Genomic DNA, 16,681 nt, shown 5'->3' on the forward strand with positions numbered 1-16,681 from the left:
GTTTAGAGCGCCGAGTTGAACGTCGAGACACGCTCGGTACGGTCGCTCACCGACGGCAGAACACGGCTGAGCTTCTTGGCGGCTGCCGCTCCTCGCACATCGATCTCGGCGAGGGGCACACGATTTTTCTTCGCGACAGCGAAGGTTACTGAGGTCTGAAAGCTCACGACGGCCGTCCTTGGGGGAGTGGTCGATCTCGGATAACCGCACCGTTGCAGTGTCGGCGGCACGACTTTACTCTCATGCCCACCCACAGCAAATCAGCGCGTGAAACAAAAGCGTTGCGCCAGTATTCCCCGACCGACCCGGAACGAGCCATTCCACCGAAAGAGTGAAGACAAAACCGCAGACGGGGGTGCGCATGACCGGGTTTCAGGGCCCACTGCAGAGCATGGTCTTCCGAAACGCAGATCTGCCCGCGCTGTTCCACCGGGCGGACGAGATCGCCATCGCCCGGCAGCGCGACGCGGTGCAGGACACCCGCTTACAACTGTGGTTGCTCGTCCTGGGCGCCTGCCTGGCGGCGGTACCCAACGGCTGGCGGATCGGGGGTACGTTCCAACTCGCGGGCGCGTTCAGTGCGTTGGCGTACGCGGGCGTACTCCTGGCCACGTACCGTGCCTCAAGGCGCCGTGCGAAGTCGCATTGGCAACTGAACCGCTCCGCCGCCGAGTTCATCAAGTCGATGTGCTGGCGGTACGCGGTCCACGGCGCGCCCTTCGACGCCGATTTCCCCGACCCCGACGGGGAGTTCCTCACCCGGCTGGAGGCGGGGCTCGGCGAACTGCGCAAGGTGGGCTGGGCCGACCCTCGCGAGTCGGCGCCGGCCGTCGGCCGGGCGGAGCTCATCACCCCGGCCATGCGGATGCTGCGCGACAAGCCCTTCCGGGTACGCAAGGAGACGTACGTCAGGGACCGGCTGATCGAGCAGCGCAACTGGTACCACAGGAAGACCGTGGTGTCGCGCCGGGCCACCACGCTGTGGTCCGTGACCATCTCGGTGCTCACCGGCCTCGCCCTGTTCCTGGGCGTGCTGCGGACCTTCTCGGTCGGCGAGTCGGCCGTGATGGCCGGGCTGCTGTCGGCGGCGGCGGCCGCGTGCGTGGCGTGGAGCGAGATCCGCCGCCACCAGCCGTTGATAGCGGCGCACTCCCTGGTCGAGGAGGACCTGGCGGCGATGCACACCGCGATGGAGACGGTGATCGGCGAGGACCGGTGGCCGGCGGCCGTGTACGAGACCGAGCGCATCGTCTCGCCGCAGCACACCGACTGGCTGGTCCAGCACCGGCGCTGACCTGTCAGGGACGTTCCACGCCCGTGCGCCAGATGACGGTCACCGGCTTCCCACGAGCACGGGCGTAGCGGACGATGTCGCCGGTGCCGCCGAGACCCCGGGCGGGGCGGCCGTCCCAGACGGCGAGGAGCCGGTCGCAGTGGTCGGCGATGTAGGTGCCGGCCGCGTAGTAGGCCTCGTCGGTGGAGCGCGGGTAGTCCATCCGGACCTCGCGCGTGGCGCGCTTGCGGAAGGCCTGGTAGCGGGCCAGCTCCTCCGGGTCGGTGAAGCCGTCCTCGTAGTCCCCGCTGGGGATGACGACGGTCAGCTCGGCACCGCAGGCGAGGGCGATGTCCGCGAAGAGCTGGTCCGCCCCCGCCGCCAGGCTGGACAGCGCCTCCAGCGGACCCTCGTGGCCCCGGAGCGCGGCACGGATGGCGGTGCGGATCGCGACGCGCACATGGGCGTCGAGCTCGACGGGGATGTCCCTGTGCCCGGTCACTCCGATGCGCCTCATCCGCCCCCGCTCTCCGAAGTCCCCCTGCGCCCGAGCGCCGTCACATGCTCTCAAATGTGGGCGCTTCCGGACAGGGCGTCGAGCCCCCGGCCGGGGATCCGGCCGGGGGCTCGTGGCGCTGGGCGGTGTGCGGTGTGCGGTGTGCGGTCAGTAGACGCTGACGCGGTAGGCGTTCAAGGCCTCGGTGACCGGTTGGAAGAAGGTCGTCCCGCCGGAGGAGCAGTTGCCGCTGCCGCCGGAGGTGAGGCCGATGGCGCGGCTGCCGGAGTAGAGCGGGCCGCCGCTGTCGCCGGGCTCGGCGCACACGTTCGTACGGATCATGCCGTAGACGACGTCGCCGCCGCCGTAGTTGACCGTGGCGTTCAGGCCGGTGACCGAACCGCTGTGGGTACCGGTGGTGGAGCCGCGGCGGGTGACGGACATGCCGACGGTGGCGTTGGCGGCGCTGGTGATGTCGACGTTGCCGACGGTGCCGGGCTTGGCGATGGAGCTGTTGGAGTAGCGGACGATCCCGTAGTCGTTGTTCGGGAAGCTGGAGCCGGTGGTCGGACCGAGGACGGTGGTCCGGCCGGAGTTGGCGTACCAGGTGCCCGCGCCGTCGGTGCAGTGGCCGGCGGTGAGGAAGTACGTGGTGCCCGCGCTGTCGCGGACGTTGAAGCCGAGGGAGCAGCGCCAGCTGCTGGCGTAGATGGCGTCGCCGCCTGAGATGAGCTTGGTGAACTTGCCCGGGGTGCGCTCGATCTTCAGGGCGCCGGCGTTGGCTCCGGCCTGGCGCTTGATCGTGGCGATCTCGGCCTGGGAGACGGTCGAGTCGGCGGTGACGACCAGCTTGTTGGCCGCCAGGTCGACGTGCCAGGCGGTGCCCGGTACGTCGGCCTCCAGGACGGCCGAGCCGGCGGCGGACAGCTGGGCGGCGCTGTACGTCTGCGGTGAGTCGGCGTTCGCGGCGGGGACCGCGAGGGTGGCGGCGGCGGCGAAACCGGTGGAGACGGCGAGCAGACGGGTTCGTCTGGCTATGCCGCTGCGGGGGGTGGTGCGCTTGATCCTCACTTCTCATTCCTCCCGAGGGGAATCGGGGGCCCGCCGTGGGGGTGTCGGGCCCGTGAGGCGCGGTCAGGTTCGTGCGCCTCGGCGGTGTCCGGGTTTCGGACATGCCGTGCTCCTGACAAGCGCTGCTTCGGGAGTATTCGCAGGGTCAACCACCGGCACAAGGGCAGGTTTCGGCCGAGCCGGGTCACGGGCGCGGGAAGGTGCCCGGCGGGTGTGGCCCTCCGCCGGATTCGTCCGTGGGACGTATCAGCGGCTCAGTGGGTTCCGCTCCCCCGCCGGGACGGGGACCGGGAGGGTGTTGCCGGGCGGCGGGAGGGGACAGATGAAGTGCGCGGCGAAGGCGCACGGCGGCAGCAGCGCCCGGTTGAAATCGACGGTCACCGCCCCGTCGGCACCCGGGGCCGCGGGCCGCAGGAAGCGGAAGCGGTACGTGTCCTTTCCGCTGGTCGCGTCGGCGAAGACGGCCCACAGCGAGCCGTCGTCCTCGACCGCGACCCGCAGGGTGTGCTCGGCGCCCCCGAGCGTGAACGCCAGCTCGCCCGAGAGGCCGAGCCCGCGCTCGCGCCCGTCGGCGTTCTCGACCCGGACGCTGCGCGCCGCCCCGTAGGGCCGGTAGGTGCCCGGCACCACCCAGCTCTCGTCGTACGGGGTGGCCTCGATGCCCGTGAAGGCGCGGCGCGCCGGGGCGTCGGGGTCGAAGTCGCGGACCGCCCAGAGCCCTTCGCGGCGCAGCACGACCAGCCGCCGCTCCCCCGCCGCGACGCGCGAGCGGGGAATCGGACCGTGGTCGGCGGTCAGGCGGACGTCGCCGGTCAGGGGCTCGCCGTCGACGGTGAGGCCCTCGGCGGCGGTGCCGCTCAGGAGCACGTGGTCGCCGTCTTCACGCCAGACGCCGGGGACGGCCGGAATTCGCCCGTCCGGGTAGTCGGAGAGCCAGTACGTGCCGGTGAGGGAGAGCGGGCCGTAGGGGGCCGAGACGGAGGCGGTGCGCCGTTCGTGCCAGCGCGTCCAGTCCGCACGAGGATCGCTGCTCATGCGGAGACCTTACGGGCCGTCAGCAGCCGTCGCAGGGACAGCAGCAGTCGCAGCTGCCGGGGTTGCAGTCGCAGTCGCGGCAGCAGCCCTCACGCTTCTTGCGGGACCAGGGGCCTTCGTACTCCTTGGCGCAGCAGATCTGGCAGGTGCAGAAGAGCCAGGTGAACGCGGCACACCCGGCCCAGAAGCCGCGCGGCTTGGGCCGCGACGGCTCGCCGCCGGGGCCGCCGAACCCGGGCGGCATCCCGCCGCCGGAGCCGCCGTGACCGCCTGGGCCGCCGGGGTAGCCGCCCGGGCCCCCGGGACCGCCGGGGTACGCGCCGCCCGGACCCCCCGGGCCGCCGGGGTACGCGCCGCCCGGGTACCCACCCGGACCGCCGGGGCCCGACGGACCGCCGCCGTACGGGTTCGGGGTGCCGTACGGGCCGTAGCCGGCGCCCTGGTGGGGGGCGGGCCCTCCGTACCCCTGGTGCGAGCAGGTCGTCGTGGAGAACGCCCGGTCCACCGACTGCCGCAGCTCGTGCGCGAGCAGCACGTGCAGCAGCGTGTCGTCCACGAATTCCGCGTCGCGCAGGGCGAGCCGTATCCCGTGCAGCGCGTCGTCCGCGAGCCGGCGCGCCTCCGCGAGGGACGTACCGGTCGCGGTGAGCGGGTTCCAGGCACCCGACGCGGCGTCAGCTTCCCGGTCCTCCACGGCGTCCAGCAGGTGCGCGAGGCGCCCGAAGAGCCGGCCCGCCTCCGCGAGCGGCGCCGTGTTCTGCGGCTTGCCGGCCAGGACGGCGGTGTGCGCGAACGCCGCGGCGGTGGCCGTCTCGGTCGGCTCGGTGATGCGGAGCAGGGGCGTACCCGGCCCGGCCAGCGCCTCGATGCCGGTCTGCCGGTCCACCGCGTCGACCAGGACGGCCGTGTCGAAGCCCAGCTCGCGCCCGGCCCTGGCGCCCGCCCGGTCCCAGCCGAGGGCGACCCGGCGCGCGGCGGCGGCCATCGGACGGTGCGCCAGCAGCCCGTCCCGGTCGGCGACATGGTCCCGTACCTTCGCCGAGGCCAGCACCAGCGAGACGGCGGCGGCGAGCCGCGCACCCTCGCCCCGGGCGACGGGCGCGGTCCGCATTGCGCGCAGTGGACAGGGCCCCGCCGTGCGCCGCGCCGCGGCGGTCCGCTCGGTCTGAGCCTCCGTCAGAACCGAGACGATGAGGCCGTCGTAGTTGGTGGCGACCCGGGCGAACTGCCCGTGGTCGGCCCGAAGTGCCAGGCAGAGCCCGCACAGATGGGCCATCCACTCCGTCTTCAGCCCCTCGTTGAGCCGGTGCGTGCAGGGCCTGACGATTCCGAACATGGTGCTCCCCCGTGAGTCGTGCGAAGTGCGCGGCGGGCATCGTACCGAGCCCGTTCGTTCACCCGTACGTCCGCACGCTCACCCGTACGGCCCGAATTTCATATTTGAGTTACGCAGGCCCCTTCTCAGGGCCCGTACGCCCGTGGAACCTTGACGAATCGCCACATCTTCTGCACCAGTACCGTCACGAATCGCTCGCGCGGCGACTGTCCACTTGGCGCGCGATCCGCATGATGGACGACCATAGGGATAGCGGAACCACAAGTGACCGCGTGAAAGGAGGCGTCCATGGGATCGGTGCGCAAGGCGAGTGCATGGCTCGGCCTCGTCGAGGACAACGACGAGCGCTACTACGACGACGAGTACGCCGAGGGTGACCGCAACAGCGACGCCTGGGTGACCGACCCGCGGGTGCGCGTCGCCTCCGAGACCGCCCAGGAGGAGGGCCGCCGGATCGCCACGGTGTCCCCGGACGGGTTCCGGGACGCCCGGAGCATCGGCGAGCTGTTCCGGGACGGCGTCCCGGTCATCATGAACCTCACGTCCATGGAGCCCGCCGACGCCAAGCGCGTGGTCGACTTCGCGGCCGGCCTGACCTTCGGGCTGCGGGGCTCGATCGAGCGCGTGGCGACCCGGGTCTTCCTGCTGACGCCCGCGGACACGCAGATCGTCAACGGGGAGCCCGGGCCGCACACCCAGGACGGCTTCTTCAACCAGAGCTAGCGGGCGAGGCCGCTTACCGGAACGCGTCGAGGCCGGTGAGCGCCTTGCCCAGCACGAGCTGGTGCATCTCGACGGTGCCCTCGTAGGTGAGCACCGACTCCAGGTTGGTGGCGTGCCGCATGACGGGGTATTCGAGGGAGATCCCGTTGGCGCCGAGGATGGTCCGCGAGGTGCGGCAGATCTCGATCGCCTCCCGTACGTTGTTGAGCTTGCCGAAGCTGACCTGCTCGGGGCGGAGCTTTCCGGCGTCGAGCCGCCGCCCGAGGTGGTGGGCGAGCAGGATTCCCTTGTGCAGTTCCACCGCCATGTCGGCGAGCTTGGCCTGGGTGAGCTGGAAGCCACCGATGGGCCTGCCGAACTGCTCGCGCGTCTTCGCGTACTCCAGCGCCGCCTCGAACGACGAGCGCGCGGCGCCCATGGCACCCCAGACGATTCCGTACCGGGCGTGGCTCAGGCAGCTGAGCGGCCCCTTCAGGCCGGTGACCCCGGGCAGCACGGCGTCGGCCGGCAGCCGTACGTCGTCCAGGACGAGCTCGCTGGTGACGCTGGCGCGCAGCGACCACTTGTGCTTGATCTCGGGCGCGGAGAAGCCGGGGCTGTCGGTGGGCACCACGAAGCCCCGGATACCCTCGTCGGTCCGCGCCCAGACGACGGCGACCCCGGCGACCGAGCCGTTGGTGATCCACATCTTGCGGCCGCCCAGGACCCAGTCGGTGCCGTCCTTCTTGGCGTACGTCCGCATCGCGGCCGGGTCGGAGCCGTGGTCCGGCTCGGTCAGGCCGAAGCAGCCAATGGTCTCGCCCGCGGCCATGGAGGGCAGCCAGCGCTGCTTCTGCTCCTCGGAGCCGAACCGGTGGATCGCGTACATGGCGAGCGAGCCCTGCACGGAGACCAGGGAGCGGATGCCGGAGTCGGCGGCCTCCAGCTCCAGACAGGCCAGCCCGTACTGGACGGCGGTCGCGCCCGCGCAGCCGTAGCCCTCCAGCGACATGCCGAGCGCGCCGATCGAGCCGAGCTCGCGGGCCAGCTCCCGGATGCCGGGCAGCTCGCCCTTCTCGTACCAGTCGGCGATGTACGGCAGCACCCGGTCGGCGGCCCAGGCGCGGACGGTGTCGCGGATGGCGAGGTCCTCGGGCGAGAGAAGGTCGTCGATGCCGAGGGGGTCGCTGGGGTCGAAGGGCGGGAGCTTCGCGGGTACGGGCATGCGGGACCTCCGGGCGAGCACTAAAACTAGCGGTGTTAGTTACGCTGCGCCGCCGACGTTACGACGCGGGCTGCGGCACGTCCAGCCCGGTGCGGCGTCTCGGGCGCCTGCGGTGAACTCTCTCCTACCCCTACCCCTCCCCCTGCGCCTGGCGGCGCGGGGGGACCCCCAGAGGCTGAAACGCAGCCCCTCCGGCGATTGAGGAACGGGGGTCCCGGGGGCGGAGCCCCCGGTTCCTCAGCGCACCGTACGCCTTGACCTCGCTGACTCCACCGGCTCCCGACGCGCGGGCACATGGGCCTCGCGGCCACCGTCCGGCGGTGCCACGCCGAGCCGGGAGCCGCCGTCGGCGGTCCGCGCCCCGGGCACGGTCTCGCCCTTGGGCGCGCCGGACCGGCCGTCGGCCTCCGCACCGGTGTCCTCGGCGTGTGCCTCCGGCCAGGACTCCGCGGTGCCCAGCCGGGCGTCGAGGTCCGCCTGGCACTCCATCACGCGCGGCAGCCGCACCGCCATCAGCGCGCCGAGCAGGAGCAGCCCGGCGCTGACGACCAGCGTGACGTGCAGGCCGTGCACGAACGCGTGGCGCGCGGCCGTGCGCAGCGCCTCGCCCGCCGGGCCGCCGAGCTGGGCGGCGACCTGGTAGGCCTCGCCCAGCGAGTTCGCGGCGGCCGCTCCGGCGGGCGCGGGCACGCCCGGCACGCCGGCGAGGCCGGGCGCGTACGCGGCGTTCATGACGCTGCCGAGCAGCGCGATGCCCATGCCGGCGCCGAGCTGGTAGGAGGTCTCGCCGATCGCGGCGGCCCCGCCCGCGCTGTGCGCCGGGGCCTCGCTCAGCATCGACTCGTACGCCCCGAACAGCGTCGTCTGGAGCCCGAAGCCGAGCAGGACGAAACCGGCCGTGAGCAGCAGCGGCCGGTCGTGCTGTCCCATCAGGACCAGCAGGAGGACGGAGCCCGCGGTGAGGACGAAGCCACAGCCGACCATCCGGCGCGGGCCGACGCGCCGCAGCGTGGCGGAGCCGGTGGCTCCGGCGGCCATGGCGGCGAAGGTGAGCGGCAGCAGCCGCAGACCGGTCTCCAGGGGGCTCAGCCCGAGGACGAGCTGGAGGTACTGGACGGCGATCAGTTCCAGGCCGACCAGCGCGAGCATGGCGAGGACGATGCAGCCGACGGAGGTGGTGAAGGCCGCCCGGCCGAACATCCGCATGTCGATCAGCGGGTGCGCGCGACGCCGCTGCCGCCGTACGAAGAGGATCAGCAGCGCCGCGCCGAGCAGCAGCGGCCCGGCCGTCTCGGGGCTCAGTACGGAGCCGCCGGCGCCGGCCCGTTTGACGCCGAGGACCACGCCCAGCACGCCCGCCGCCGCCATGAGGGCGCCCAGCACGTCCCAGGGGCCGTCGCCGCTGCCCTTGGACTCGGGCAGCAGCCAGCGGCCGAGCGGCAGGATCAGTGCCATCAGGGGGATGTTTATGAGGAAGACCGAGCCCCACCAGAAGTGCTCGACCAGGAAGCCTCCGAGTACGGGCCCGGTCGCGGCGCCGGCGGCGGCGACGGCCGTCCAGATGCCGATCGCCGTGGCACGCTCCCGCCGGTCGGGGAAGACCGCACGGAGGATCGACAGGGTGGCGGGCATGATCATGGCGCCGCCGACGCCGAGCAGCGCGCGGGCGGCGATCAGTACGGCGGGGGTGTCGGCGAAGGCCGCGACCGCGGAGGCCGCGCCGAACAGTCCGTAACCGGCCAGCAGGACCCGTCGGCGCCCGATCCGGTCGCCGAGCGTGCCGAAGAGGATCAGCAGCGAGGCGCAGACCAGGGGGTAGGCGTCGACGATCCACAGCAGCGCCGTGGAGCTGGGGCGCAGGTCCTCGGTGACGGCGGGGACGGCGACGTGGAGGACGGTGGCGTCGAGCGCGACCAGCAGCAGGCTGACGCAGAGGACGACGAGGACGACCCAGCGGTTGGCACCGCCGCCGGTGGCACGCAGCCGTGCTCCGGCCGTGGTCGTCAGGGACATGTACGTACCTCCCACAGATGGATCCCTCGCGCTCGGTGGGCACCTGCCGGAGGGGGACGTCCTCCGGGGCAGCCCGGCATCGACGGGCGAGTGAGCCGTCAGCGTACGCGAGTCCGGGCCGGTGGCGCGTGGTCCACCTCTCATGGGGGCAGACGCGGGAGTGTGGCGTACGCCACGCCGGCCGGCCCGTCAGGGGCCGCGCCGGGTCCGTACCACAGGGGGAGGGACGGGGACGGGGAGGCGGGCAATTCCGGGCTCCGGGTGCCGTCGGCCATTTCTCACGGCAGACACACACACTTCCGGTCGGCGACCCTGTGGCAATAGGACCCATGGCCCCCGAGGTTTATGGATAAGCAAGGAATAAACATCCGGCTGAGACACACTCCACATCACATCGTCATCACGAAGAGAGCGGATGGGCGTGGGCCGACACTCACTCCCTGTAACGTCGATTGGGTGCGTACCGACATCTTTGCCCGTCTGGACCGGGAGCCGGAACCGCCGAAGATTGAGATCCCGCGGATGAGCCGCACCCGTCTCGCCCTCTTCGGCGGGACGTCGGCGTTCTACCTCGCCATCGTGGTGGCCGTGCTCGTCTCGTCGTGGCTGGTGACCCTCGACTGGAAGGTCATGCTCTTCCGGCCGTATCAGCAGTGGCCGGAGCTGCACGCGACGCTGGACTACTTCGTGGTGCTGGGCCAGCGCGGCCCGACGGCCGTGATGGTGGCGGCCTGGCTCGGCTGGCGCTCCTGGCGGCAGCACACGCTCCGCCCGCTGCTGGCGCTGGGCGCCGCGCTCCTGCTGCTGAACGCCACGGTGGGCGCGGTCAAACTCGGTCTGGGCCGGCTGGGCCCCCACTACGCGACGCAGATCGGCTCGGCCGAGATGTTCGCGGGCGGCGATATATTCCCTTCCGGACATACCGCCAACGCGGTGGTGACCTGGGGCATTCTGGCCTATCTCGCCACCACGCCCCGGGCGAGGCGCTATCTGTCGGCCCTGTCCGCCGTGGTCGCCCTGGGCGTCGGCCTGACCACCGTCTACCTCGGTACGCACTGGCTGAGCGATGTGTTGCTCGGCTGGGCCGCCGGCCTGCTGATCCTGCTCGGGCTGCCCTGGTGCGAGCCGCTGATCGCCCGCGCCGAGGCGGTCGTCTTCGCCGTGCGCGAGCAGCTGCGGGCGCGCCGCCGCGGCCAGGCGCCGTCGCTGCCCGTCGCGGCGGGCGGGCCTCGGCCGGGGGTGTACCAGCAGCGGCCGCTGGGCGCGGAGGAGGAGCCGGTGCGCGAGCCGGTCTCCGCCGCGGGCGGCGGCCGTGCGGCCACGGTCAGGACCACGCTCACGCAGCCGAGGCCGCACGCCGTGGTGCGTTCGGAGCGGACACCCGTCACCTCGGCGGGCAGCCGCCGGCCGCCGCGTTCACGGCCGGTGACGGGCGGCTGAGGCCGCCAGGACACGGACGCAGGGCCCCGGCTTTTTCGAAAAGCCGGGGCCCTGCGTCTGTCCGTCCGTGCGGGGGTCAGCCGACCCAGCAGCGAGTGACGGTGTCGTCGTCGACCTCGAAATTGATCCGGCCCGCCACGTACTCCAGGGTGATGATCGAGCCGGGCGGCAGCGACCGCACCGTGGTCCAGCCACGGGCGCGGGCGCGCTGCTCCGCGTCGCGTTCGCCGAGGCCGACGTACGCATCGGGGCTGTCGTCGGGCTGTCGGGGAGAGCTCGGAATCGGTGCCATGTCATTCACCGTAGGGCGCGGCGCACGGTGACGGAAGCCGGTCGGAGCACATCACCCCACCATCCTCACGTACCTCAGCGGTCACGCTTGTGTCACAGGATCACGACATGTGTTCAGTAAGGGCCTCTTCACCCGCCGGGCCTTCCCGCGCGGCTCCGAAGGGTGTTACCGGAGGAATTACGCAGGGCCGGGAGTCCCTTCGCGCACCGCCGTACGGGCGAATTCCCGCGCCCCGGAAAAACGCTTCGGCCTATCGTCACGATAATTGCCGCAGCCAGCCCATTCACGTGTTCCCCGCAGAATTCCCACCGTGCCGATCCGGCTGCGCGGACCGGTCCAGGGCCCGCGAGAGCCGGTCGCGGAGCGCCCTGACGTGGTCGTCGAGTTCACGCGGCTCGACCACCTCGAACTCCATCCCCATGAGGGCGATGTGGATCACCAGGACGTCGACGCTCGTGCCGCCCGTGCGCAGCAGACACGTCGACTCCCCCTCCGCCTCCAGGACACCGTCCATCGGCCCCACCACCCGCGCGGCCTCGGCGGCCGGGACATGGAGCCGGACGACGGCCTTCGCCGCGTACACCCTCGTCGACACGCCCTGGGACACATAGGCCGCCAGATCCTCGGCGGGCGGTGTACGCGGCGGGAAACGCGGCCCGTGCGGCGGCTTGGGAGCGATCCGGTCCGCCCGGAACGTACGCCAGTCGGAGCGGTCCACGTCCCAGGCGACCAGGTACCAGCGGCGCTCGGTGCACACCAGGCGGTGCGGCTCCACCGTGCGGCGCGTGGCCGAGCCGTTGTGGTCGCGGTACTCGAAGCGCAGCCGCTCACTGTCCCGGCAGGCCGCCGCCAGCTCGGTGAGCACCGACGGGTCCACCTGGGACTCGGGCGTGCGCAGTATCGGCACCGTGAAGGTGGTCAGCGCGCTGACGCGGCGCCGCAGCCGGTCGGGCAGCACCTGCTCCAGCTTGGCCAGCGCCCCCACCGACGTCTCCCCCACGCCCTCGATGCCGCTGCCCGCCGCGGTACGCAGCCCGACGGCGACCGCGACCGCCTCGTCGTCGTCCAGCAGCAGCGGAGGCAGCGCGGCCCCCGCGCCGAGCTGGTAGCCGCCGCCCGTGCCGGGGCTGGCGTTGACGGGGTAGCCGAGCGCGCGCAGCCGGTCGACGTCACGCCGTACGGTGCGCGGCGTGACGCCCAGCCGCTGCGCGAGGTCGGCGCCGGACCATTCGCGGTGCGCCTGGAGCAGGGACAGCAGGCGCAGCAGTCGTGCCGAGGTCTCCAACATGGACGCGAGTCTGCCAGCGGTCGCGGACAGGTACGGTCCGCGACCGGTGCTACTTCGTGATCCGTACGCAGAGGTCGTTGTCGGTCGTGTAGCAGGGCGCCGCCTTGTAGCCCTCGCCCTGATGCACCGGGTACACGAAGACGTTCTTCCGGTCCCAGACGTCGTCCAGGACGCGGGAGATCCGCACCGGCTCCGCGTCCGCCCCGGGCCGCAGCCACAGCTCCCACAGCTGCTCCCCCGCGACCGGCGGCTCGGCGAGCGTGTCGTACGGGAGGGTGAAGGCGAACGTCCCCTTCTCGCCGTCGGCCGGCATCCGGTGGACCTTCCCGCCCAGCCGCGCCTCGGCCACCGCGCCGGCACCGGCCTGTGCCCCGTACAGCGTCCCTTCCACCGTGCAGGCGCCCTCGCCGAAGACGATGTCGCCGGCCTCGGCGTGCGGCAGGCGCACCCAGCTACGCACGGCGAGCCGGCCGTCCGCCGTGGGGTACGGGACGCGCACGGCTACCCCGCCCTCCTCGTCGGGAACCCGGTCGACGAGCGCCCGCAGGTCCCGGACACCGGGCTCGACCGCCCGCTCGTCGAGGTACACGTCCCATCGGCCCTCGGCGAGCTCCATGGTGCTGGGCAGCACCGCGCGCATATGGCCCGCGCTCGTCGGGGTGAGCGGCAGCCGGGTCTCGTCGGACGGGCCGCCGGAGCCGCCGCGCCGGCGCAGCACCAGGACCGGTTCGGCCGTGTCGACGACCGCTATGTCGAACGTGATGCCGCCGGCGTGGTCCGCGACGCAGTCCGCGCGCGGCGGCGCTCCGTGCGCGGGGGCCGGGGTCGTGGCGTCGCTCATGCGGGCTTTCCCTTCCGGAGCACCTCGGCGGCCTTGTACCGCACCGAGTAGGCGGCGTCCAGGACCGCGCCGCGCGTGCGGTGCAGCCCGTCACGGACCCGGCCGCGCGCGCGGCCGTTGGCCCCCTGCGCGACGAGCTCGGTGAAGAGCGCCTCGTGGCGTTCGGCGATCCGGACCGGGTCGAAGCGCTGCGACGCCGCGAGCGCGGCCTGCCCGGTGCGGTGCCGCAGCTCGTCGTCCTGGATCAGGGCGAGCAGCGCGTCGGCGATGGCGTCCACGTCACCGACCGGCACGAGGCGCCCGTCGACGCCGTCCTCGATGATCTCGCCCGGCCCGTGCGGGCAGTCGGTGGAGACGACCGGCAGGCCGCAGCGCATCGCCTCGACGATGGTCATGCCGAAGGATTCGAGGCGGGAGGTGACGGCGGCGATGGATCCCTTGACCCACTCGGGCTCCAGCGGGTTGGCCGTGCCCATCAGGAAGACGTGGTTGTGCAGCCCGCGCGCCTCGATCAGGGCGCGCAGCGCGTTCCGCTCGTTGCCGGTCGCGTCGCCGGAGCCGTAGATCCGCAGGCGCCAGTCGGGGCGGGCGGCGACCACCTTGGCGAACGCCTCGACGAGCAGGTCGTACCGCTTCACCCGGGTCAGCCGGCCGGCCGCGACGACCCACTTGGCGGCTGTGTCGGCGGGCGCGACGCTCGGCGCCGGGACGCTGTTGGGGACGGAGTCGATGCGTACGCCGGGCAGCTTGAGCTTGGCACGGTACGAGCGGGCGTCGGCCTCGGTGACGGTGGTGATCGCGTCGAGCAGGGCGTAGCGGTGGCCGATCTCGCGGCGCAGCCGGTAGCCGTGGCTGTCCAGCGTCAGGTGCTCCTGGCCGACGCGGACGGGGCCGCGCCGGGCCTGGCGGGCGATGTGGACGTTGAGCCCGGGGCGGGTGCCGACGACGACGTCGGCCTCCAGGCTCTTCAGGTGGGCGGCGATGCGGGCGTCGGTGAGGCGGCTGTACTGCTTCCAGCGTCCGTCGCCGCGCGGGAAGACCTTGGCGGGCTTCTTGTAGTCGGGGTGCGCGCCGTCGTAGGTGGGGCTGTTCTTGCGGAGGTCGACCAGGTGCTTCATGGTCACGCCGGCGGGGGCGCCGAGGGTCGGCTCCTCGCGGTGGCGGAAGACGGACACGATCTCGACGTCGTGCCGCTCGGCCAGGGTCCGGGCGAGGTTGAACGTCGTACGGATCGTGCCGCCGATGCCGTACGCGTTGTGCAGCAGGAAAGAGATATGCATCGCGTCGCCGCGTCCCCCTGGTCCGGACGTTCCGGTGGTGTCGTCCGATGGTCTCTGTATGGTCGTCAAAGGTGGACTGTACTTGGCTTTCGTGGGCGCGGTCGGTCAGGGCCGGTAGCCGAGCTGGGGGACGGTGGCGCAGTTCTCGTCCATGTCGCCGCCCTGGGTGGCCCAGCCCCGGTCGTCCTGCCAACGGGCCACGGACAGGCAGGTGTGACGGGTCCTCGGCGGCTCGGGGAGCCGCTCGAAGACGACGGGCAGGAGCAGGCCCCGCGCGGTGTACGGCTCGGGACGGTTGATGAACTTCTCGACGCACGCGCGCGTGAGGCCGGTTTTCGTGCAGGACTTCGCGGCGTCCGTGAACCACATGGCCGCCGCCCAGCCCTCCAGCGCCCACTGGGAGAGCGGCGTGCCCTTCATGTGCGCCGCCATCGCGTCACGGAACTCCCGTACGGCGGGGTGGGCCGTCTCGTCGTAGTTGCGGCTGGCACCGGTGACCCACAGGGCGTTGCGGCAGCGCTGGGCGTCCTTGAAGTCGCGGGGTACGTTCTCGTTCCAGTTCTGGACGTTGGTGACCTTGGCGGTGACGCTCACGCCGACGGCGTCCATCGCCTCGCACAGCTGGGCGTTGCCGTGCGTGTCCAGGGCGTCGAAGACGACGTCGACACCCTGTTCGCGCAGATCGGCGGCGACGGCGCGGTAGTTGGGCAGGGCGAAGTCGACCTGTTCGGTGACGACCCGGTAGCCCTCCGCCTCCAGGCCGCGCTCCACCAGCCGGGCGTAGGCCGCGGACGCCGCCTGGTTGTAGGCCACGACGGCCGCCGTACGGGCGCCGTGCTCCCGCTTGAACCAGCGGTAGACCTCGGTGCCCCCGGTGAGGACGCCGTTCCAGCCGGGCTCGTCCCCGGTACGCGGGGCGGAGCTGCCGTAGATCCCGTACAGATGCGGATACGTGTCGTACGCGGGGCCCAGCGGCTGGCCCCCGATGTCGGGGACGCCCGCGCGGGAGACGCGGGCGGCGCCCGCGTAGTCGAGGGCGGTGGTGGCGACCAGGGCGAAGACGCGCCTGTCGTCGACGAGCTCGTGCACGCACTGGTTGTTGCCGACGCCGCTGCCGCCGTCGTCGCAGGTGAAGACCTCCACGCGGCGGCCGTCGACGCCGCCGCGGGCGTTGAGGGCCGCGAAGTACGCCTGCGCCCCGTCGCGCGGGCCGGTGAGGGCGCCGCCGCCGACGGGGCTGGTGGCTCCGGTGATGAGGCCGATCCTGATCGGCTCCCCGCCGCCGGTCGTGGGGGCGGGGGGCCGGGCCTCGAAGTCGCTCTCCGGGAGTCGGCTGCCGCAGGCGGCGCTCAGCAGCAGGAGCGCCACCAGCAGCAGGGATTCAGCAGCCCGGCACGGCTGTCGCATCGGGGCTGAGCTTGACCAGCGCGCACAGCGTCTTCACGGACACCTTCCAGGTGTCCTGCTGGTGCACGGCGGAGCCCTTGGAGTCGGGCAGGGCCGGCTGGCCGCCGACCAGCAGGTCGTAGGTCACGTCGGCCTGGGTGGCCGAGGTGAAGGCGACGTTCTTGACCTTCACGGACGTCTGCGCGGCCTGCGGGTTGGCCGAGAAGGCCTGGAGCACGGGCCGCATCCGGTCGCCGTTCTCGAGCAGCTTGACCTTCTCGTCGACCGGGGTCTTCGGGTTGAAGAAGGCCGCCCAGTTCTTCTCGATCTGCTGCCGTGCCGCGGCGGGGTCGGCGGGCTGGTTCTGGGCCGCGGTCGCGGTCGGCGACCTTTCCGCTTCGCCGTTGCCGTTGCCGTCGCCACAGGCCGCGGCGGTCGGTACGAGGACGAGGACCGCCGCTGCGGCGAGTGCCGCGGCGCGGGGGCGCTTGGGGAGACTCTTGTGGACCATCTGGCTCACCGCCGGGTTCCGGGGTCTGTGCCTTCTCGGGCCTTCTTGGGCATAGTGCAAGGAATCGCCATACATCGCCAGCCGGAGGGTTCGGGATGCCGTCGTCGCGGGTGCTGTGGTGGGGCGGGATCGTGGCCGCCGCCACCGGCGCGGTGCTGTGCGTGCTCGGCTGGTACGGGGTGTCCGGCGAGCGGTTCGCGGAGCGGCAGATCCCGTACCTGGCGTCCTGCACGGTGCCGGGCGCGGCGCTGATCGTCGCGGGGGCGGTCCTGCTGGGCAACGGGGTGCCGCTGCGGCGCCCTTCCGCGGACGAGCCGCAGGAGCCTCTCGCCGGGGCGGACCGCCCCTCCTCCGGCGCCCCGCCGGTGCGGGTGCCCGGCGGGACGCTGGCGCACCGGCCGGACTGCCCCCTGGTGGCGGGCAAGGCGGACGCGGTGCCGGTGGGCGACGCGGCGCTGGACCCGTGCCCGGTGTGCGAACCCGGGAGCTGAC

17 protein-coding genes are annotated in these 16,681 nt (G+C 72.5%); 4 read left to right on the forward strand and 13 right to left on the reverse strand.

Annotation, left to right across the window (positions count from 1 at the left end; translation table 11 throughout):
* Positions 1-2 precede the first annotated feature (2 nt).
* Positions 3-167 (reverse strand): FxSxx-COOH cyclophane-containing RiPP peptide, encoded by a 165-nt coding sequence (gene fxsA, locus BKD26_RS11015; protein ID WP_241518599.1) that lies wholly within the window; start codon positions 165-167, stop codon positions 3-5.
* 224 nt (positions 168-391) lie between these two features.
* Between fxsA and BKD26_RS11020 the strand changes: the two genes are divergently transcribed.
* Positions 392-1,294 (forward strand): DUF4231 domain-containing protein, encoded by a 903-nt coding sequence (locus tag BKD26_RS11020; RefSeq protein WP_084897650.1) that lies wholly within the window; start codon positions 392-394, stop codon positions 1,292-1,294.
* A gap of 4 nt (positions 1,295-1,298) precedes the next feature.
* Here BKD26_RS11020 and BKD26_RS11025 read toward each other — a convergent pair whose 3' ends face one another.
* The 4 genes from BKD26_RS11025 to BKD26_RS11040 all read right to left on the reverse strand — a co-directional run bounded on the left by BKD26_RS11025 (position 1,299) and on the right by BKD26_RS11040 (position 5,211).
* Positions 1,299-1,790 (reverse strand): hypothetical protein, encoded by a 492-nt coding sequence (locus BKD26_RS11025; RefSeq protein WP_084897651.1) that lies wholly within the window; start codon positions 1,788-1,790, stop codon positions 1,299-1,301.
* Positions 1,791-1,937: 147 nt separating this feature from the next.
* Entirely contained in the window at positions 1,938-2,840 is a 903-nt protein-coding gene (locus BKD26_RS11030) for a S1 family peptidase (protein ID WP_084897652.1), read from the reverse strand.
* 246 nt (positions 2,841-3,086) lie between these two features.
* Positions 3,087-3,875 carry a DUF1684 domain-containing protein gene (locus BKD26_RS11035; protein ID WP_084897653.1) on the reverse strand — a complete coding sequence of 263 codons (789 nt, stop codon included), beginning with the start codon at positions 3,873-3,875 and terminating at the stop codon, positions 3,087-3,089.
* A gap of 19 nt (positions 3,876-3,894) precedes the next feature.
* A complete protein-coding gene (locus BKD26_RS11040) occupies positions 3,895-5,211 on the reverse strand; it encodes a DUF5685 family protein (protein ID WP_084897654.1) in 1,317 nt (438 codons plus the stop codon).
* Between the two features lie 288 nt (positions 5,212-5,499).
* Between BKD26_RS11040 and sepF the strand changes: the two genes are divergently transcribed.
* Positions 5,500-5,934 carry a cell division protein SepF gene (gene sepF / locus BKD26_RS11045; RefSeq protein WP_084897655.1) on the forward strand — a complete coding sequence of 145 codons (435 nt, stop codon included), beginning with the start codon at positions 5,500-5,502 and terminating at the stop codon, positions 5,932-5,934.
* A 13-nt stretch (positions 5,935-5,947) separates the two neighbouring features.
* On the opposite strand, the gene BKD26_RS11050 is transcribed toward sepF, so the two are convergent.
* Positions 5,948-7,138, reverse strand: coding sequence for an acyl-CoA dehydrogenase family protein (locus tag BKD26_RS11050; protein ID WP_084897656.1), 1,191 nt, complete (start codon positions 7,136-7,138; stop codon positions 5,948-5,950).
* Between the two features lie 237 nt (positions 7,139-7,375).
* On the reverse strand, positions 7,376-9,151 hold the full coding sequence (locus BKD26_RS11055) for an MFS transporter (protein ID WP_084897657.1): 1,776 nt from the start codon (positions 9,149-9,151) through the stop codon (positions 7,376-7,378).
* A gap of 456 nt (positions 9,152-9,607) precedes the next feature.
* Here BKD26_RS11055 and BKD26_RS11060 point away from each other — a divergent pair, with 456 nt between their 5' ends.
* Positions 9,608-10,591 (forward strand): phosphatase PAP2 family protein, encoded by a 984-nt coding sequence (locus BKD26_RS11060; protein WP_084897658.1) that lies wholly within the window; start codon positions 9,608-9,610, stop codon positions 10,589-10,591.
* 76 nt (positions 10,592-10,667) lie between these two features.
* Here BKD26_RS11060 and BKD26_RS11065 read toward each other — a convergent pair whose 3' ends face one another.
* The 6 genes from BKD26_RS11065 to BKD26_RS11090 form a co-directional block, all read right to left on the reverse strand.
* Entirely contained in the window at positions 10,668-10,883 is a 216-nt protein-coding gene (locus BKD26_RS11065) for an I78 family peptidase inhibitor (protein ID WP_084897659.1), read from the reverse strand.
* A 283-nt stretch (positions 10,884-11,166) separates the two neighbouring features.
* Positions 11,167-12,171, reverse strand: a complete 1,005-nt coding sequence (locus BKD26_RS11070; protein ID WP_084897660.1) for a YafY family protein — start codon at positions 12,169-12,171, stop codon at positions 11,167-11,169.
* Positions 12,172-12,220: 49 nt separating this feature from the next.
* Positions 12,221-13,012 (reverse strand): hypothetical protein, encoded by a 792-nt coding sequence (locus BKD26_RS11075; RefSeq protein ID WP_084897661.1) that lies wholly within the window; start codon positions 13,010-13,012, stop codon positions 12,221-12,223.
* Positions 13,009-14,292 carry a glycosyltransferase family 4 protein gene (locus BKD26_RS11080; protein WP_084897662.1) on the reverse strand — a complete coding sequence of 428 codons (1,284 nt, stop codon included), beginning with the start codon at positions 14,290-14,292 and terminating at the stop codon, positions 13,009-13,011. Before BKD26_RS11080 ends, BKD26_RS11075 begins: the two co-directional genes overlap by 4 nt.
* 105 nt (positions 14,293-14,397) lie before the next feature.
* On the reverse strand, positions 14,398-15,699 hold the full coding sequence (locus BKD26_RS11085) for an ABC transporter substrate-binding protein (RefSeq protein WP_084897663.1): 1,302 nt from the start codon (positions 15,697-15,699) through the stop codon (positions 14,398-14,400).
* The gene (locus BKD26_RS11090) at positions 15,674-16,189 is read right to left on the reverse strand and encodes a hypothetical protein (protein ID WP_084897729.1); all 516 of its coding nucleotides are present in this window, start codon (positions 16,187-16,189) and stop codon (positions 15,674-15,676) included. The genes BKD26_RS11085 and BKD26_RS11090 overlap by 26 nt, the downstream gene beginning before the upstream one ends.
* A gap of 95 nt (positions 16,190-16,284) precedes the next feature.
* Between BKD26_RS11090 and BKD26_RS11095 the strand changes: the two genes are divergently transcribed.
* A complete protein-coding gene (locus BKD26_RS11095) occupies positions 16,285-16,680 on the forward strand; it encodes a hypothetical protein (protein WP_084897664.1) in 396 nt (131 codons plus the stop codon).
* Position 16,681 lies beyond the last annotated feature (1 nt).

The sequence above is a fragment of the Streptomyces sp. CB03238 genome (assembly GCF_002099185.1).
GTDB lineage: Bacteria > Actinomycetota > Actinomycetes > Streptomycetales > Streptomycetaceae > Streptomyces.